Origin of the sequence: Rheinheimera tilapiae, from assembly GCF_042432165.1 — a bacterium.
Lineage (GTDB): Bacteria > Pseudomonadota > Gammaproteobacteria > Enterobacterales > Alteromonadaceae > Pararheinheimera > Pararheinheimera tilapiae.
On sequence record NZ_JBHLXP010000003.1, the window covers coordinates 515,797 to 535,748 of the forward strand.

13 protein-coding genes are annotated in these 19,952 nt (G+C 52.4%); 3 read left to right on the forward strand and 10 right to left on the reverse strand.

The genetic code is table 11. From position 1 onward, the window contains the following. Positions 1-493: 493 nt before the first annotated feature. From ACFFJP_RS13195 to ACFFJP_RS13210, 4 genes are all read right to left on the reverse strand, one after another. Entirely contained in the window at positions 494-2,005 is a 1,512-nt protein-coding gene (locus ACFFJP_RS13195; protein WP_377244732.1) for a tryptophan halogenase family protein, read from the reverse strand. A 14-nt stretch (positions 2,006-2,019) separates the two neighbouring features. Next, a complete protein-coding gene (locus tag ACFFJP_RS13200; RefSeq protein ID WP_377244735.1) occupies positions 2,020-3,570 on the reverse strand; it encodes a tryptophan halogenase family protein in 1,551 nt (516 codons plus the stop codon). Between the two features lie 11 nt (positions 3,571-3,581). Then, positions 3,582-4,286 carry a SapC family protein gene (locus tag ACFFJP_RS13205; protein ID WP_377244738.1) on the reverse strand — a complete coding sequence of 235 codons (705 nt, stop codon included), beginning with the start codon at positions 4,284-4,286 and terminating at the stop codon, positions 3,582-3,584. 192 nt (positions 4,287-4,478) lie between these two features. After that, complete coding sequence (locus ACFFJP_RS13210; RefSeq protein ID WP_377244741.1) at positions 4,479-7,082, reverse strand: TonB-dependent receptor; 2,604 nt, start codon at positions 7,080-7,082, stop codon at positions 4,479-4,481. 456 nt (positions 7,083-7,538) lie between these two features. Here ACFFJP_RS13210 and ACFFJP_RS13215 point away from each other — a divergent pair, with 456 nt between their 5' ends. Beyond that, positions 7,539-8,567: a LacI family DNA-binding transcriptional regulator gene (locus tag ACFFJP_RS13215; protein ID WP_377244744.1), complete on the forward strand. Its 1,029-nt coding sequence runs from the start codon at positions 7,539-7,541 to the stop codon at positions 8,565-8,567. A 58-nt stretch (positions 8,568-8,625) separates the two neighbouring features. On the opposite strand, the gene ACFFJP_RS13220 is transcribed toward ACFFJP_RS13215, so the two are convergent. After that, positions 8,626-9,876 (reverse strand): DUF819 family protein, encoded by a 1,251-nt coding sequence (locus tag ACFFJP_RS13220; protein WP_377244747.1) that lies wholly within the window; start codon positions 9,874-9,876, stop codon positions 8,626-8,628. A 427-nt stretch (positions 9,877-10,303) separates the two neighbouring features. Here ACFFJP_RS13220 and ACFFJP_RS13225 point away from each other — a divergent pair, with 427 nt between their 5' ends. Further along, entirely contained in the window at positions 10,304-11,056 is a 753-nt protein-coding gene (locus ACFFJP_RS13225) for a 3-hydroxybutyrate dehydrogenase (RefSeq protein WP_377244750.1), read from the forward strand. Positions 11,057-11,133: 77 nt separating this feature from the next. Beyond that, on the forward strand, positions 11,134-14,664 hold the full coding sequence (locus ACFFJP_RS13230; RefSeq protein WP_377244753.1) for a hybrid sensor histidine kinase/response regulator: 3,531 nt from the start codon (positions 11,134-11,136) through the stop codon (positions 14,662-14,664). A 19-nt stretch (positions 14,665-14,683) separates the two neighbouring features. Here ACFFJP_RS13230 and ACFFJP_RS13235 read toward each other — a convergent pair whose 3' ends face one another. The 5 genes from ACFFJP_RS13235 to ACFFJP_RS13255 form a co-directional block, all read right to left on the reverse strand. Continuing rightward, positions 14,684-16,153 carry a GGDEF domain-containing protein gene (locus ACFFJP_RS13235; RefSeq protein ID WP_377244756.1) on the reverse strand — a complete coding sequence of 490 codons (1,470 nt, stop codon included), beginning with the start codon at positions 16,151-16,153 and terminating at the stop codon, positions 14,684-14,686. Further along, positions 16,154-17,380: a WD40 repeat domain-containing protein gene (locus tag ACFFJP_RS13240; RefSeq protein ID WP_377244759.1), complete on the reverse strand. Its 1,227-nt coding sequence runs from the start codon at positions 17,378-17,380 to the stop codon at positions 16,154-16,156. Between the two features lie 95 nt (positions 17,381-17,475). Continuing rightward, the gene (locus ACFFJP_RS13245; RefSeq protein WP_377244762.1) at positions 17,476-18,054 is read right to left on the reverse strand and encodes a DUF3617 family protein; all 579 of its coding nucleotides are present in this window, start codon (positions 18,052-18,054) and stop codon (positions 17,476-17,478) included. 40 nt (positions 18,055-18,094) lie between these two features. After that, on the reverse strand, positions 18,095-18,742 hold the full coding sequence (locus ACFFJP_RS13250; protein ID WP_377244765.1) for a response regulator: 648 nt from the start codon (positions 18,740-18,742) through the stop codon (positions 18,095-18,097). 152 nt (positions 18,743-18,894) lie between these two features. Then, a partial coding sequence (locus tag ACFFJP_RS13255) for a TonB-dependent receptor (RefSeq protein ID WP_377244768.1) occupies positions 18,895-19,952 on the reverse strand: 1,058 nt, incomplete at its 5' end.

The following is a 19,952-nucleotide window of genomic DNA, read 5'->3' on the forward strand; positions in this document are numbered from 1 at the left end:
TGCTCAGATAAGAAATAATTGCGGTCACAGGATGAATGCCAGAGGCTGCATGCATAAAAAAAGCAGGACACTGAACTCAGTATCCTGCAAATACCCTTGGATAAGGATTGGCAAATAAACACAACATCCGTGTGGCTGGTCAGCCTGAAACACCAACTACCAATGCGTCAGTCTGCGACAAGGGAGACAGTACCGGACACCAGTCAATCCGATACTGTGCACCAGGATCAGGTCGCGCTGCGTCAACTGATTCTGGCTGGCATAAACAGAAGTACAACTGACTTTGTGTTCATGTTAAAAGCATCCTATCAGCATATGACAACGCTGTCATTACCTATTTGTCGAATTTTCCGACATTTTTCTGGTTGCCATCTGGCCGCAGGAGTTGAAGGACCAGTCAGACACAGGCAGGATACAAAAGTCTGCCTAAGCAACTGCGTCCATCTGAAAGAGCGGCTTTAGATAGCGTTGTCAGCCGCTTTTAACACAGAGTTCAGATGCTGGATTTCATGCCATGCATCTGACGGATCCAGGCTGGCAATGGCAAAGTACTCAATACTGCATGCTTGCCCTGCTGCCCGACTTTACTGAACAGCTCATCAAATTGCCGATTGTCTGATCTTGCCTGTAATTGCGGATAGTGGCCCATACCATACAGAATGAAACGGTAGTTTTCATCAGTGAAGGTGGTGGAAAAAGTCCCGGCCAAATCCATGTATTCACAGACTTTGTAACGCCAGGCCGCCAGTTGTGGCACTAACCCCGGACAATACTCAGCTTTGGCAGCCGCTTCGCGCCAAAATGCCGTATCGTCACGATCGGTCAGACAATAATGCAACACGATAAACTGCTTTAAATCCGTGTAAAAACCGTTCATCAGCCGGTTATAGGAATCCCGCACCGGCTGGGTCAGCTCGCTGCCGGCCAGATGTGTCGAGAGCAGCCGGACTCCCAGGTTAATCAAATGCAACCCGGTCGATTCTAATGGCTCGATGAAACCACCCGCCAGGCCGATCGCGATACAGTTCCCCACCCAAAATTCTTTACGGCAACCCACTTTCATATCCAGATGCGTACATTTCAGCACCGCCGCTTCCGGCCCCAGATAGTCGCGGAGTTCTTGCTCGGCCTGTTCCCGGCTGAGTCGTGCACCATCATAGACATACCCGGTCCCCTGCCGGTCGACCAAATCAATTTCCCACACCCAGCCATTGGTTAACGCCGTTGCAGTAGTGTAAGGCTTCGGTTCGGCAGGCAATTCCCGCTGGATAGCCACCGCTTTGTTACAGGGCAAGGCATCGGTAAAAGACTGCCAGTTGTCAGTTTTTAGCGCATCAATCAATAAGCCACGAAAGCCGGTACAGTCGATAAAAATATCCGCGCTAAATTCGCCCTGATCTGTTTGCACCGACTGAATGTTGCCGTTCGCGACAACCACATCACTGACCGTCGCAACGCTATGGAGCACGCCGGCTTCGATGGCTTTTTTGCGCAGGAACCGCGCCATTTTTACCGCGTCGAGATGGTAGCCATAAGGCACCACGCCCTGATATGGCGCCGATTGCGGCGTTTTGGGGCTGTGGCCATTGGCGATCAGGAAAGACGACAAACTGACGCCCTGGTCAAACCGCTCCAATTCAAACCGGCGGTCCAGTAACCAGCTGGTTGAAATATCCAGATCCATCGGTGGTTTCAACTGATCAAACGGATGGAAATACTGATGCATCTGGCCATCGACCGGTTTCATCCAGTTTCTGAACATAATGCCGGTTTTAAAGGTGGCGTTGGTGGCTTCCAGCAATTCGGTCTCGTCGAGGCCCATCGCCGCAAAAAAATAGCGGATGCTGTGCACTGTCGCTTCGCCGACACCAATAATGCCGATGTCTTCGCTTTCAACGACTCGGACCTGTACCTGCGCTTGGTACTGATTGAAATAACGGTTCAGATAAATCGCTGTCATCCAGCCGGAAGAACCGCCGCCCACTATACATATCGATTTCATCATTGTTGTGGACCTCTTCAGACTTTATGCAGACCAAACTGCCGGATGCGTTTGAGTAACTCTCGATGCGGCAATAGCTGGGTTTGCAATTGCTGCGCTTTATGCCGGTAGAAAGCAAACATCTGGGCCGCGAGCTCTGGCTGCGTCAACCGATACTTTTGGGCGCTCAGATCAGTGCCAAACCGCATGCCGTATAGGACATACAGGTAGTTTTCCAGATTAAAGATTTCCAGCTTACTGTGGAAATCATAAGGTGTTGGCACCTGATGCGCCCACAAGGCCAGATTATCCAGCAAAGATTGCGGGCAACTGGCCGGGTCGCGATTATCACGCCAGAATGCGCTGTCATCCCGCTGCGACAGGAAATAATGCAGTTTGATAAAGTCGATGACTTTGTCCCAGGCCGTGCGCACGCGTTGATTAAACCGCTCTGCCAGCAACGGCATCACGCCAGTATGCGCCGGAAATGAATCAGCCAGCATACGGGCCGTTGCGTCATAGACCAGCAGGCCCGTCGCTTCAAGCGGTTCAACAAAGCCTTGCGACAAGCCCAGCGCAATACAGTTACGGTGCCAAAACTTTTCCCGGTAACCAACCTGCATCTCAATCCGCCGTGGTGTCAGGTGGTCGGCATCCCCCTGCAGATATTGACGCAAGACCGCCAGTGCTTCGTCATCAGACGTATAGCGGCTGGAATAGACATAGCCGGTGCCGCGCCGCTCGGTCAGACCAATGTCCCAGATCCAGCCGGCGGGCTGTGCCGTCGCGATGGTGTAACAAGGGATCGGCGCTTCAGGGTCACGATAAGGCACTTGGACCGCTAACGCCCGGTCGACAAACATCACGTCGTTTTTCGGGATAAAAGGCACCTGACAGGCATCCCCAATCAACAAAGCGCGAAAACCGGTGCAATCGATAAAAATGTCGGCAGTCAGTTCACCATGTGCATCGGTCTGGATCGCGGCGATATCGCCGTTGTCAGCAAAGCGCACGGCGCCAACATTCCCCAGCAGATGACGCACACCCAACTTCTGCGTGGCATGGCGCGTCAGTAATGTGGCAAATTTAGCGGCATCGAGGTGATAGGCATAGTTGGTCAGTCCCTGAAACTCAGGCTGCAGCATGGTTTTGGGGCCAAAGCCGGCATCGCAGATCCGCCCTTGCACAGCAACTGCATCGGCGTAAGAACATTCGCCAGCCTGCCCCTGCAGCCAATAGGGCGTCAGATCCAGTGTCGCCAGGTCCGGGTAATCGAATAAATGGTGGTAAAAATTCGGACTGATCTGGCCGGGGGCTTTCACCCAGTCGACAAACTGAATGCTTTGCTTAAATGTGACGTCACATTCGCGGATAAATTCGGTTTCGCTGATGCCCAGATATTGCAGACTTTGCCGGATCGCCGGGACAGTGCCCTCTCCCACGCCTATGGTTGGGATCTCAGCCGACTCGATCAGACAAATATCAACACCGGACCCGTCTGGCCGGTACAGCTTCTTCGCCAGATGGCAAGCGGCTAACCAGCCTGCAGTGCCACCACCGACGATCAGGACTTTACGGATCTGCTGCATCTGCGCCTCCGTCAAACCAACTGACTGATTTTCAGTGCCGCCAACCGGTTCAGCTGATGCAACGATGTCAGCTGTGCATAAATGGCCGGCAAAAACCCGCGCTGGCGCAAATCAGCAAAGACTTCCGCAGACAGCTGATTCAGTTTGGCTTCGCTGATGATATAAATCCCGTTCAGCTGATGCTGCTGACCTTTTAAGTCGAACTGGAAGCCTTGCGGCTGTAGCAGTTCATGTTGTTGCAGCAGTTCGACAAAAGCAGCAGTGATCTGTAATTGCTCAAAACTCTGCAGCAATTGTTGCTTACGTTTGGTCAGATAAGGCGTCTCCTGCCCTTCACTGAATAATGCTTCCCCAGCCGTGACCTGCACCTGCGAGGCTGCGGTATTCAGGCCAATACTAAATTGGTCCGGCTGCTGCGGATTGGCCATTAACACCAATGGATAGTTAGTGACAGCTTGTGGCAGGTAATTCGGACTGACGGGTGCAGTGGCATACAAATTCTCACCCGGAACCAGCCCGGTTAACATCACAGCACGAAACTGGCCACTTTCGCTGTCTTTAACAAACACTAGCGGAAACTCTGAACTGGCCCGGACAAACTCGTGGACAGACACCGGAAACAAATGTTGTTTGGCAAACGGAGCAAAGCTACGGGATTCAGTTAAACGCACCTGGCGATGAACATCAGGATGCAGGGCGACCACAGGTTGGCTCATACTTCGGCTCCTCGGTAAATGAAAAAAACATCAGCATTACAGGGATTGTGCACTTTGCGAAGCGCTTGGCTTCCTGTCCTGCAGAAGTGTGGGTCAAAACACTGTGAACTGCTTAGCACAACATTTTGTGCCCAGACTCACACAGAAAGAAAAAGGGAAGTTTCCTTCCCTTTTTTTCAACCAATCAACAACTTAGAACTTGAAGCTGGCGCCTAAAGAAATACGGCGGGCCATTTCATATTCATACAGCGGGAAGCCTTTGGCGAAACCCGAGAAGTTGGTTTGTTTGTTGTTATTACCAAACTGTTTAGAACTTTCTTCCAGCAGGTTGTTCACGTCCAGTTTCACGTCCAGGTAGTCTGTTGCATGGTACACAGCACTCAGGTCCAGAGAACCGAAGTCGTCATGCAGACGGTTACCGTAAGAACCTGATTCACGGATCATGTATTCACTACGCCAGTTGTAGGCAACACGAACCTGGAACAGATCATTTTCATAGTAACCAGTCAGGTTGTATGAATGACGAGAGCTGTCGCTCAGGATTGGGTTCATGTCAGTGAAAGTATCTTTGTCAGTTTCAGTATCTGTGTAGGTATAGTTGACGATGGTACCGAAACCATTGCCGTAGTATGCCTGATGCTGTAACTCGATACCGCTGATAGAGGCATCTTTACCATTGCCTTTTTGTTCCGTGATCCAGCCGTTCGCAGCTTCATCCGGACGAGTCAGCGGGAACGGGATTTCTGCAGCAGTTGCAGTGCCCTGAGCGATGTTGACAAAGTTCTTCACGTCTTTCAGGAACAGTGCAGCAGATACCATAGAGTTGGCATCGTAGTACCACTCAACACCCAGGTCGAACTGATCAGAAATGAATGGTTTCAGACCGATGTTACCCACAATCCAGCGCTGGTTGTTTGGTGTGTCATCGTTCGTGCCCATGACGTTCGGGTTCACGTACATATCAACATACTGTGGACGTGCCAGAGCACGGGCCGCAGAAGCACGCAGGATCTTGTCATCCGCCAGATCTACCACCATGTTGAAGCTTGGCAGGAACTCAGAATAATCTGCGTCAGATTCAGTCTTTTTCTTGTTCACATAGTACGTTGACGTCGCGTCAGTGGTGACATAACGAACACCGAAGTTACCACGGACTTTGTCTGTGCTGTATACAGCCATGCCGTAAAGAGCAGCGTTTTTCTCAGTGATTTCTGAATATGCACCTAAATCTTCGGTTTCGCCGGTGATGCTGGATTTAGCCCAGGCTTTCAGCTTATTCACGTCAAATTTCTTGATGCTGTAGTTACCAGCGCCAACATCGATAGAACCAGCTTGCAGGTCTTTGGTTGAAATCACCGGATTGAAGCCTGCTTTCTGAATAAATTCAAAACGACGGCTGGTGGTGTTGTGATCGGCATAACGGAAACCGGTTTTAAATTCAGTGATCGGACCCAGATTTGATGGGAAAGTCAGATCAGACTGGATGTAGCTTTCGCCATCTGTTTTTGGCGTTTTGTTGAAGTTCGGGCCTGTTCCCATGGCCAGTGAGCCCGGGTCATATGCCGCGATATTCAGGTTACCTGGCGCCCAGCTCTGACCACCACCGGTGAAGTCATACTTACCACCTACGATTGGTGTACCGCCAGTACCATCGTCAACGACCATTTCAAAGTCTGTACCACCGGTTGAAGACGTATCACCAACCTGAGTAGCCCACTTATAGCCGTCACCTTCATATTCGAACTTCAGATCGTAAACTTCTGAGTTCATTGTTGCTTCGCGTGGACGAGCTTGATAATAAGCCACGTTTAACGGGCCTTTTGCCTGCGCACCCTGTGCACCGGCTGTTTTACCGTCGCCGCCGATCCAGGCTTCAGTTTTGCCGCCACCCCAAGTGGTGTCAGCCTGCGTCAGCCACAGTGCGTAATTGGTGTTATCCGCGTCCATTTGCATATCTAAAGCGTTGAACACGATGTTCAGGTTATCGCGTGGTGCGAACTGTAAAGTAGCGGTGTAAGCAGAACGTTTACGATCCTGTTCGAAACCAACAGGGCCTGCACCCCATTCCCAGAACGCTTCGTTACCCTGACGTTGCAGGCTGCGCTCTTGCGCAACCAGCGACACTAAAGTACCAAAAGTTTCAGCGTCGTTTTTCCAGCTGTACATGCCTGACAGTTGTGGATCATTGCTGCCTGAGTCGCTTTGATGAGTACTTTCAATAGAGGCATAAGCTGTGTTGGCATCCAGATCCAGTGGCTTGCGGGTATGCACCACAACAGTACCACCGATACCACCTTCGCTCAGGTCAGCCTGAGAAGCTTTGTACACTTCGAGATTACCAACCAGTTCAGAAGGTAATAATTCATAGTTGAAGCTGCGGCGGGCAGGTTCCAGCACGAACCAACCGGTAGACGCGACGTTCTGACCATTCAAAGTAGTCAGTGTTAAGTCCTGGCCTGAACCACGGATAGATACACCGGCACCTTCACCAAACTGACGCTGAATCGTCACGCCTGGTACACGTTGCAGAGATTCAGCAACGTTTTTATCCGGGAACTTACCGATATCTTCTGCGGTGACGACGTCAACGATAGTATCGCTGAAACGTTTCGCATTTAAGTTGGCTTCCTGAGAAGCACGGATACCACGAACCTGAATCACTTCGACTTGCTGATCTTTCTTCGCGCCATCAGCCTGTGCCTGCTGAGCGAATACCGGCGCAGTAAACGCCACAGTACCAACCATCAGACCCAGTTTGACCGCTACGGCACATTTATTCATTTTATTGTGCGACATAAGCTTCTCCCATTCCTGTTTTTTTCTTCGTGTGCGATGAATTTTTTCTGCTCTGCAATGACAACGCTGTCATTAAATCTCAACATACACAAATTATTTTTACTTTGCAAACCCCATCCGCTGATTTTTTAGACTGATTTTTCCGATCAGGACAACCAGCTGATCGCGACTGATTTTAGAACAGGACAGCGAAATTTTCCTTACCTTGCTACCCAAACCACTCATAACCAGCTGTATTTGCTGTATTATTTTAACTAAGAAATATTTCAGCCACTCCATTGCTCATTTTTTGATAAATAAACAATTGCTGTTTTGGCCAAAACGTTGTATCCCTTAGTTCAATAATTCTTACAAAATGACTACCGCTGTCATTGCTGGTGCAAAACATCAGCGTTTCGGGTTGTTACAGGCATTGTGACCACTCGACTGACAGCCTTTAATTTGCCTGGAAGCGCTATGAAAGTAACGATTAATGACGTCGCTGAACTGGCCGGAGTGTCAATCAAGACGGTGTCGCGGGTGATGAATAACGAGCCGTCGGTGAAAAAAACCACGCTGGATAAAGTCACAGCCGCCATTACCCAGCTGAACTATCAGCCGAATGCGGCCGCGCGAAATCTGGCCAGCACCCGCTCTTACAGCATCGGTTATATCTACGATAACCCAAACGCCTACTACATCATCGACATGCAAAAAGGTTTGCTCGATGCGTGCCGCAAGCATGGGTATGAACTGTTGATCCACCCGACCAACGCCAAGTCCGCCAATATTGTGCAGGAAGTGATTGATGTCGTGCAGCATTCGCGCCTGGCTGGTTTGGTGCTGACACCGCCATTTTCCGAAATGCCGGAAATAGCCGAAGCGCTGGAACGGATTGAAGTGGATTTTGTCCGGATCATTTCCGGCTCAACGCCATCGCCGAAACTGACTAACTGCGTGTTAGTCGACGACTTCACTGCCGCCTTTAAAATCACCAACCATTTGCTGGAACTGGGTCATACCGATATCGCATTTTTATGCGGTGATGAAGAACACAGCTCAAGTGGCGAACGTCTGGCCGGTTTTCAGGCGGCACTGACTAAACGCGGTATTCAGGCCAATCCGAAATTTGTTTTACCCGGTAGCTATTCGTTTGAATCCGGCATCAAAGGCGCCAAGCACTTGTTAGGCCTGACGCATAAACCAACGGCGATCTTTGCCTGTAACGACGAAATCGCCGCCGGTGCGTTGTTTAGCGCTCGTCTGGCCAATGTCGCAATTCCAGAGCAGTTGTCGATTGTTGGTTTTGAAAACAGCCCGTTCTCGCGCCAGACCTGGCCACCGCTGACCACCGCCAACCAGCCCAACAGCACCATCGCCTCGCAAGCGGCCGAATTGTTGTTTCGTCACACCAGACCCGGTAATACCCGCAGCGCCGTTGAACAGCAGCCGGTATTTATTCCGGAATTGCTGGTGCGCGAATCCACCGCCATCTGCCCGCGCTAAGCGGCATGAAACAAAAAAGGAGCCAACCGGCTCCTTTTTTATTACTGCGATTTCGGTATTAAGGCGCTACAGCCTGCATCATCAGAGCAGACAAGTAACCACCATAAGTACCCAGTGCATAGCCCAGCACAGCCAGCAATACCCCAACCGGAGCTAATGCCGGATGGAAAGCCGCAGCAACAATAGGCGCTGAAGCTGCACCACCGATGTTAGATTGACTGCCCACCGCCATATAAAACGCCGGTGCTTTTAACAACCGCAGCATGCCAAACATCAATAAACCATGGAAGGTGATCCAGACTACGCCAGCCAAGAACATCACCGGATAGTCCGCCACAGCAGTAATGTCCATATGCATACCGATACAGGCCACCAGCACATAGACCAACACAGAACCAACTTTGGACGCGCCCACAGATTCCAGCTCACGCGCTTTGGTGAATGACAATAACAAACCAAATGTCGTCGCTAACACGACTATCCAGAAAAAGCTGCTAGTCAGACTATACATCGCCAGTTCCGGCGCGTTGGTTTTGAGATAAGGCACAATATAGTCAGACATCCAGTGCGCCAGACCCGCCAAACCAAAACCAACCGCCAGCAGTTTAATCAAATCTGAAGTCGATGGGTTACGTGAATTCTCTGCCTGATATTTTTCGATTTTGCTTTGCAGCGCTTCAATAGCACTGGTGTCCGCACCATTAGCTTTATCAATCCGCGACGCATTAGCAGCCATCCAAAGTAAAATGGCCATCCAGCAGTTTGCGACGACCACATCGACGGTAATCATCACAGAGAAAATGTCCCCGCTCGGCTGAAACACTTCTTTCATCGCGGCCTGGTTCGCACTACCGCCGATCCAGCTGCCGGCAATCGTCGCCATGCCGCGCCAGACCGCGTCAGCGCCTTCACCACCCATTTGTTCCGGAAAGAAGGTGCCGACTGTAGCCAGTGCAATCGGGCCCCCGAGAATAACGCCAACAGTTCCGGTCAGAAACAACGCCAATGCTTTAGGCCCAAGCCCGACAATAGCTTTGAAATCAATACTCAGCGTAAACAACACCAAGCAGACTGGTAGCAAATAACGGGATGCCATCTCATAGAGTTTCGACGTATCGCCATCAATAATGCCGAAGGTATTAAACAAAGACGGAATGAAATAACACAGCAATACCGAAGGAACGTATTTGTAAAATTTTTGCCAAAACGGATGGCTGCTACTGCTGGTATGAAATACAAATCCCAGGATCAGCGCCAGCAAGCCGAGCACGACGGCATCGTTGGTGATCAAAGCGGTTGAAGTCTGCATGCAGATTTCCTTACGTGACAGGTCTACAGAATGACGTGCGACAGAGCAGGACTTTTTCCGACTTAACGCGAAACAACGGTACAACACATTGTTATCAGCTGTTTTTTACGGTCAAAACTGCAATCGAAGCACGAGATAATTTTATTGTTATGCCCAGAAACATAGCATAGATACGGGCTCTGGCAAAGACTTGTGCGGTTTTCTGACTGCTCGGCGCTATGAATGCCCTTGTGTGGAGTTCTCTGCACTCTACTGAGTTCGTCGGCACAGTGTCGGCCGCAGTTAATTGTGTTGGTGTTGTTATTTTCACCAACTGTTTTTCGTCTCTGCAGGCTATAGCACTAAAGTACCGTTTACCTGCGCGGCACAACCTTCTAGCCTGAGCTTCAGATCTTTATACCTAAAATATTTGAGCAATGAGGCAGTTATGCGGGTTTTCATCACAGGTGGCAGCGGTGGTATCGGGTTTGCGGTGGCTTCAGCTTATGCCGCAGACGGACATGAAGTGATCCTGGCGGACATTAATCTGACGCTGGCACAGGAAAAAGCCGCAGAGCTGGTTGCAGCCGGTGGTAACGCATCCGCCATGTTATTAGATTTAACACAACAACAAAGTATCGAACAAGCTGCGGCCGCCGCCGGTGCTGTGGATATTCTGGTCAATAATGCCGGCATTCAGCATGTCGCCCGGCTTGATGAGTTTCCGGAACACAAATGGCAGCAGCTGTTACAAGTCATGCTGACCGGCCCGGCGATGCTGAGCAAAGCCCTGCTGCCCGGCATGCGCAGTCGTGGCTTTGGCCGCATTATCAATGTTGGTTCTATCCATGCGCTGATCGCCTCGCCGTTTAAATCCGCTTATGTCGCAGCGAAACATGGCTTATTAGGTTTTAGCAAAGTCGTTGCGTTAGAGAATGCTGATTTTGATTTCACTATTAACACCATTTGCCCGGCTTATGTGCGCACGCCACTGGTCGACGCGCAAATTGCCGCGCAGTGCAAAGAGCATCAGCTCAGCGAAACCGAAGTGATTGAGAAAATCATGCTGGCGCCGATGCCGCAAAAAGCTTTTATCGGTGTCGATGAAATTGCCGCCACAGCAATGTTTTTAACAGCGCCGGCGGCCCGGCATATCACCGCCCAAACGCTGGTACTGGACGGCGGCTGGACGGCGCGTTAAGCCTGATCGTTACAGGGTAAACGGCCGGCGGATGCTTTGCGCCAGCCGGAACTTCAGGCACAATCAAAGGCTTCGCGGTGGAACCGGTAACATCTGAGATGATTCTGAGTCAGGGCAGTATTGGAATTGGCAGCATTGCCGCGCTGTCGCTGCTCTATTTATTGGTGTTATACAGCGTCGGTCGTCTGGGCCGGCGTTTTACCGGCAAACATCCGCTGGCGCCCTGGGTCTTTAGTTTTGCGCTAGCCATATACTGCACCAGCTGGGCTTTTTATGGCGTGACCGCGCAGGCCGCCGTCAACGGCTGGTGGATCCCTCCTACATATATCGGATCGTTGTTGCTGTTCTGGTTTGGCTTTGGCCTGATCAGCCGCATTGCCATGGTCTGCCGCCGGCTACGCATTACCTCAGTCGCAGACTTTATTGCCACGCGGTATGGCCATTCCCGTCTGCTTGCGGTGATCACCACGCTGATTGTATTAATGGCGGTGATCCCTTATATCGCGCTGCAGTTACAGGCGGTATCGACCAGTATCAATGCGTTAGTCGGCACTGATACATTGATTGGCACTGGCAAAGCGACACTTTGGTATCAGGACACCGGCTTGTATGTCAGCCTGTGGTTAGCTGTTTTTGCTATGTTATTTGTTGGTCGCAGTGCCAAGGCCCACCAACCCAATCCAGGTTTGATGACCGCGATTGCCTTTGAATCCCTGGTCAAACTACTGGCACTATTGGCGGTTGGCTGTTTTGTGGTGTTTGGCCTGTTTGATGGCTTTACCGATATTTTTGCCAAAGCGGCGCTGTCCAACGATGTGGCCACGCTACAGAGTCAGGGTGCACCGGTCTCGGTGTACTGGATCCATGTTTTACTCGGTTTCGCCGCTACTTTATGCCTGCCGCGCCAGTTCCATGTCAGTTTTGTCGAAATCCAGCACCTGCGGCATCTGAAACATGCGCGTTGGATCTTCCCCGGTTATTTGCTGCTGATGAGCCTGTTTACACTGCCGGTTGCACTCGCCGGCACCTTATTGCTGGGCCACCATGCCAGTATCGATTTAGTCGTGCTGCAGCTGCCGTTATCTGCCAACCGCACCGACATGGCGCTGTTGGCGTATCTTGGTGGTTTTTCCGCGGCCACCAGTATGGTCATCGTCGCGACGGTGGTGCTGGGCATCATGATCACCAACGACTTGCTGACGCCGCTGATTTACCGGCAGCAACAAAAACCGGCTGACGGCAAACCCTGGATCCGGATGGTGACGCTGCGCCGGCTGTCGATGCTCAGTGTGTTAATGCTGGGCTATCTGTATTACTTGTTGATCGGTACCGAAACCGGCCTGGCTCAGCTTGGGTTGATGGCATTTGCGCTGATCGCCCAACTGGCGCCGGCACTGATTCTGGGTCTCAGCAGCCGGCGGGTGAACCGCCAGGGCGCATTGGCTGGCTTGCTCAGCGGCGCCATGTTGTGGGCTTATATTCTGCTGCTGCCCGAACTTAGCCGTGCCGGTTTGCTGAATTGGGACTGGCTGAACCACGGGCCTTTTGGCCTGTCAGCGCTGGCGCCGAATGCCTTATTGGGCGGTCAATTTGACCTGATCAGTCTCGGTGTCGTGGTTAGCCTCAGTATCAATACGCTGATGCTGTTAGTGGTTAGTCAGCTCAGCCAGACCCGGCTGACCGAATATCTGGAAAGTGCCCGTTTTTTCCGCCAAAGCAAACCGCAGCCTGCACACCCATCGCCGCCGCTGACGGTACAGGATTGTTATTTGCTGGTGCGCCGATTTGCCGGCGAACGCGAAGCACGCTTGTTACTACAACGCCATTTTAAGAACAGCACACCACAGCTGGACGCACGCGCGCCACAGGGTTTGCAACAAAGCGCCGAACGCACGCTGGCCGCAGTAGTAGGCGGCGCGTCGATGCGGCTGCTGCTGAATGCTGCCGGCAAAAACAGTCAATTGCCGCTGGAATCAGTTGCCCGTTTTGTCGACGAAGCCAGTCAGGTGTATTTGTTTAACCAGGCACTACTGCGCGCCACTATCGATAACATCAGCATGGGCATCAGCGTGGTGGATGCCGATCTGCGGCTGATTGCCTGGAACCAGCGGTATTTGCAGATGTTTGCTTATCCCGTAGGTTTGATTGAAGTCGGTCGGCCAGTGGCAGATTTGATCCGCTATAACGCCGAACGCGGCTGGTTTCACGATACTGCCGTGCCGGATGCGGCACAAATCAGCGCCGAGATCGAAAAACGGCTGAATTTCCTGCGTCAGGGCAGCAGTTATCGTTTTCAGCGCCGCCAGCGCGATGGCCGGGTATTTGAGATGCAGGGCCACCCGTTACCAGGCGGTGGTTTTGTCACGACTTACAGCGACGTCAGCTCATTTATTGCCGTGCAGCAGCAACTGGAAGCCAGCAACAGCACGCTGGAACAACGCGTGATGAGCCGCACCTCAGAACTGGAATTACTAAACCAGCAGCTGGCCGCAGCCAAACAACAGCTGGAGGAACATACCGCCAGCAAAAACCGCTTTTTTGCCGCCGCCAGCCACGATTTATTACAACCGTTTAATGCTGCCGCTTTGTTTTGTGGCCTGATCCGCGAAAAAAGCACCGATGTTCAGGTACAGCAACTGGCACGCGACCTCGCGGCGTCGCTGAATTCCGCCGAAGAACTGCTGGCCAGTATTCTGGAACTGACCAAACTCGATGCCGGCGTGATTAAAGCGCAAAAGGCACCGGTCAGTGTTGGCAGCCTGCTCGACCAAATCGGCCGTGAAGCTGGTTTATTATCTGCCGGCAAACCGATCCAGTTTCGCTACCGACCAAGCCGGCTTTGGGTCGATACCGACATCCGCTTATTGCGCCGCGTCGTGCAGAATCTGGTTGCCAACGCCCTACGTTACACCCACCAGGGTAAAATCTTGCTGGGCTGCCGGCGAACGCAGCTGCATGGCGCACCGGCGCTGCGGATTGAAGTCTGGGATACCGGCATCGGCATCAGCCCGGATGAACAGCAACGGATCTTTTTGGAATTTCAGCAAGGTAAACAAGCGGACAATCAGGGGCTTGGTATTGGCCTCGCCATCAGCCAGCGCATTAGTGATTTACTGCAGCACCCGCTGACGCTACGCTCAGAACCTGGCAAAGGCAGCTGTTTTGCCGTTACTTTGCCGCTGTGCACGGCTGCAGCGACTGCGGCTCCGGTGCTGGCGCCACGGGAGCAACAAGTCAGTTTCAGCGGCAAAACGATTTTGTTGCTCGATAACGATCCGCAATTATCCGGCGCGGTGGCGGCACTGCTCAGAAGCTGGGATTGTCAGGTGTTAGTGGCGCAACAGCCGGCACAAGCGCTGCATTGGCTCAGTGCCGGCCATCAGGTCGACTTATTGTTGTTTGATTATCATCTGGATCAGGGCGCGACCGGTGTCGAAGTGGCGATGCAGTTACAGCAGCATTATGCACTGCAGGTGCCGGTGCTGATCCATTCGGCCGATCAGCAGCAACAAACCCGTGATCACGCGCTAAATAACGGCTTCCACTTTATGCTGAAACCGTTAAAACCGGCCAGTCTGAGACGGTTGTTGCAACGTCTGCTGCGCTAACCAAAAACAAGTCGGCAGCTTAATCTGCGGCCAGGCAAGCGCGGTTACGGCCGGCCAGTTTGGCCTGATACAGGGCGCGATCGGCCCGGCGGAACAATTGTTCGTAATCTTCGTCATTATTCAGTTCAGCCACACCAAAACTGGCGGTCAGCTGATGCACGTCAGCGATATACACCTGTTGTAACTGCTCAATGATCCGCTCGGCGATATGCAGTGCCGCGGCGATTTCAGTCTGGGGCAATAACACGACAAACTCATCGCCACCAAAGCGGCCGAGCAAATCGGCAGGCCGTAGTGATTGCTGTGCCAGCCGTGCCAGTTGCTGCAGTGCCTGATCGCCGACATGGTGACCAAACTCATCGTTGATCCGCTTAAAATAATCGATATCAAACACCATCAACGACAGTGGTTTGTGGTCTTGTTGGCTACGGATAATCTCCAGTGCTGCGCGCTGTTCCAGCCGATCGCGCGACGCGACTTGGGTCAGACTGTCGGTGAAGGCGACTTTGCGTAGCTGCAGGTTATCCGCCAGCAATGTCGGGATGGCGAGGCCAAATAGCGTGTTGGCCGCGATGACGTTAATGGCGAATTGATAAACCATCACATAGTCCATCAAACCAAACAGATGCACCCAGAATGCAATCAGGAAACTTGATAAGGCAACACTGCTGACATTCAGCAACGCCGATTCAGAACAGGCGATCCACATATGCGGGATCACCAGGAAGAAAATGGCAAAAGCGCTGTTGGGCGAGTCGGTGACCTTGGCCAACAGCATACAAAAGGTTAGTAACAGCGCATTCAGCAACAGTTTCATCAGATACTTCGAGCTGAACTGCTGTTGCTTTAAACCGGCCAAATCGGTCAGCCGGAACAAAGCACTTGGCATGACGCGGCTTAACAGGCCAACAAAAAACGGTGCCAGCACCATCACGCCCGCCATATCCCCGATCCAAAACGGCAGCCAGGTGGCCGTTATTTCTGCCTGAGACATCATGTCAGTCGCCACCAGCGTTGGGATCACCAGCCAGGTCGCACAAAACGAACTGACGGCGGCGATCACTAAAAACTGTACGATGATCCGGCTGATATCGCGCGCGCCTTGTTTGGCCAGTGTGCGCAGCACAATTGCACCGATGCCGTAGGGCAGAATATGCGCCAGACCAAACAACAGCCCGGCTTTGAGCAGCTGCAATTCATCCAGCGTGATCTGATAATGCTGAGCTGTGTAAAAGGTGACCAAGACGCAGCCGGTCAACAAGGCCGGCAAGATGGAAAAGCCGAGTAATAACAAAGACGCGAATGTCAGACCCGCGACCGGATACCAAACACTGGCATGATGGGTATATTCCACCAGCCAGCCGATCTCAAACACCAGCAGCCAAAGGCATAACAATGCCACGTTGCGCAGCAACCAAGATTGCTGCAACCTCTCCTGCCAGAGCCGGCGATCAAACAACGTTGCGCGGTGCAGACTTTCGGATTTCACTTACGACAACTTCCAGTAATAAATACTGCCATCATCACTGCCACCGACCGCGGTACTACCGTCGGGCGTCAGCGTCATGGGCCAGTTCATCAGCTTGGTGCCATATTGCCACAGCTGCTGACCAGAGCAAGCATCGAACAGATAAAAGTTGCCCGGCGATTCCTTTTGATTACTACCGCCATTGGTCTCATCTGGCTTACCGTCAGTCGCACTGACTAGCGTCGCGGCCAGATCCAGCGTTACGCCGGGATTGACCGCATATTGCACCGGCTGACTCCAGCGCAGCACGGGGCCCCAGACTGGAAAATTGGCGATCTCTGATGCAGTTTGCTCTGCATCGACCCGATACAACACGCCGCCTTCGCCTTGATTGGCGCCAACCACTATCACCAGCTGTTGGGTCGGTGTCTGAGTGATTGCAATGGCATACGCGATATTCAGTCCGGTCAGATCGGGTTTATAGACAAAAGCCGTGCTGGGTTGCACTGCCTGGAAAAAGGCACAGCTGCCGTCATGCAAAGACGCTGCGGCATAAGCACCGTCTGTGGTCGTAACCACCCGCATCACGCCCTGTGCCTGCTGATAGCCGGTCACTGCACCGAATTTGCCGTTATCCAGCACAATCTGTTGCACCAGACCGGTATACACCGGTTTGACGTTGTAATTAATCGCACCGACCCAGATTCGGCTGCCATTTGGCGCCAGCACCGCGCTATAGCTGGAAAAGTCAGCTGAAAGCGCCAAGCTGTCACTCAGCGACCATACGGGCGCCACAGTACTGCCGGTGGCATAGTGGTACAAACGTAATTCGTGCTGAAAATCCGCCAGCAATAAACTGCCATCGCTACTGAAAGACAGCTGATTGACCCGCGCTGGCAAGTTGTTGTCTTGAAACAGAATAGTGCCAGTACTGGCATCGAGGATACAAAGGAAACCACAGGTTTTACTGGTTTCACCGCCACAGGCAGCAAAGCGTTTATCGTCGCTGACGGCGACCCAGAAAATGCCTTGCGTCACATTGGTGGCAGTGACCGGCACTGACCAGAGCTGGCTGCCTGTAGCGTCATAGCCATAAAAGTTAAACTGGCCACTACCAAATTCACTGGAGGTGCCGCCGACGGTCAGTTGTCCATCCGGACTGACCGCGACTGAATTCACCTGTAGACCGGCTTGTGGTGTCTGTTGCCAGCTGGGCTGGCCGCTGACGGAGTTGGAGATTGTCATCATGTCATCCTGTTGAGCAGAAATACGGCGCCCAGCATGCAACAAAGGTCAGCGGACAGCAACATTCTGCTAACAAGAAATCAGCGTGCAGCGCCGGATTAACGCATCCCGGCCGGACAGCTGGCGCTTTGCCAGCGCGATTCGCTGCTCAGTTTAAATTGCACATCACCGTTTTGCGCCTGGCCCGGCAGCGGCATCTTGTAGCGGCCAGTGCCCTGCATATTCATCTGCATCCATTGCGGCGTTTTTAACGTGACTGTGCCTTGTAGCGAACCGGTGTAACCACCCTGATCCTGACACTGGCCTTTCACCGACACCGAATTGGTGGTGCTGCCGGTCAGCTGCAACTGACAACGGGGTAGCTGCTGTTTGGCTCTGGTGAGCCACTGCTCCGGTGTTTTTAATAAGGCGACTTCAGCTGCGGTCAGACATTCCTGCGCAGTACTTAAGTCTTTTTTTGGCATCATACCGGCGACCAAAGCCCGTTGTTCGGCCGGCACCGCCGCCAGCACCTGTGACTGTAACGCCTGCATTTGCTTAAGAATATCCTCACCATTGACCAGCACCTGATGCTGGCTGCGCCAGTGTCCGGTTTGCGGCTGAAGCTGAGTAGCGTGGCTGTGAAAAGAACTGAAAAGAGTCGAACAAGAAAAAACAAATACAGTGAAACGGCGCATGCGGCGCTCTCCCGGGGTGCTGAAGACTGGCAGTTAGAGGCTACAGGGTATCCGGAAGTTTCAGTTTTTCAAATAAGATCCCGGCCAGGGTGCGGTTATTGACATTGAGTTTGCGCAAAATCGCTGACACATGCTGTTTGACCGTGGTCTCCTGCACATTCATTTCATAAGCGATTTGTTTGTTTAACAGGCCGTCGGCAATCATTTTCAGCACACGGAATTGCTGCGGCGTCAGCTGCTCCAGCCGGCCAGCGAATTCGGCGTCAATCAAATCCTGCGCCTGCGCCACACTTTGTTGTAAATCCGCCGGTAACCAGGTATCGCCGGCCATCACTGCATCGACCGCTTCGGTCAGCACTTCCAGCGGCGCCGATTTTGGTAAATAAGCCGCAGCGCCCAGTTTCAGCGCCTGTTTAATCACGGCTGGATCTTCAATCGCCGACACCATCAGCACCGAAATATCCGGGTATTCAGTACGCAGTGCGGTCAGACCGGCAAAGCCTTCGGCATCCGGTAGTTTTAAATCGAGCAAAATCAGTTGAGTATCCGGATGTGCACGCAGCAAAGGCCACAACTGCGCCATGCTATGCGCCTGATACAGGCTGGCATCCAGGCCCAGAATCGTCTGCAGCGCCTGCGACAAGGCAACGCGGAATAACGGGTGATCATCAGCAATAATGGCAATCATAAGTCACAGGTCCAGATAGCAGAACGACCATGATGCGGGAGCAGACAAGCCGGTGCAAGCATTACACCCACACCGGCTTTGATGGCGTCGCGCGGTTGGCAGATGCAGAAGCTGTTCAGCCCTGCACCACCCACCGTTTTCTTCAACAACTATCAGAACCGGTAGCCCAGCGACAGGCTGACTGTTCTTGGGTCACCGTAGTAGGCGGTGATAGTTTGCTCGGCTGCCAGCAGCGGGAAGTTGTAACCGGCGATGCGGGTGATCTTATCGCCTAAGTTACGGCCCTGCAGTGACACATCCCAGTGACCATCAGCGGAATACCAGGTCGCACCGGCGTTAAACAGCGTGTAACCGCCGTAGTCCAGCATCGATGGCAGTTCAAAGATCTGCGTTTCGCTGCGGTGTGACAGGTTAGCGTTCAGCACCAGTTCGCCGCCGTACATTGCCACTGTGTATTTGCCGCCTAAGGTGGCAGTCAGTTCCGGCGTGTTGGCAAAAGACCACAAACCAGATACGTCTGACGTGGTTTTCGTCACGGCATCATAAAACAGCACTTCGTTAAACTTGGCGTCGGTATAACCGACAATCAGATTAAATTGCAGTGCATCGGAGGCAACTGCAGTCGCTTCCAGTTCAATGCCGTTAATATCGGCACTGGCCGCGTTCAGTACTTGGGACGCTACCGTGTTATTGACGGCACGTTGTACTGTCACCTGCATATCATCATAAGCCGAGGTAAATACTGCGGCATTTAAGCGCAGGCGACGGTCCAGCCATTCGCTTTTCACACCCAGTTCATAAGTATCCACCGTTTCTGGCTGGTACGGATCACCGGCGTTCGGGTTGACCGACTGGTTGCCGCGCATATCAAAACCACCGGATTTAAAGCCGTCGGTATAAGAGCCGTACACCATCATGTTGTCATCGGCCTGATATTCAAAGCCCACGCGTGGTGAGAAATGACTGAAGTTTTCGCTGCCTTTAAAATCAGACTGAGTGCCGATTTTGGTCGCACTAATACGTGGCAGTTTGTAACCGAGATAAACATAACGATAGACGTTGGCGTCTTTGTCATCTTCGGTGTAACGACCGCCCAAAGTGAACGACCACTGATCATTGACCTGGTAAGTACCCTGTGCATAACCGGCGAAAGAGTCAGTTTGCACACAGCCACCGTTTTCGATGGTCACACCCAGGCCAGACACCAGCA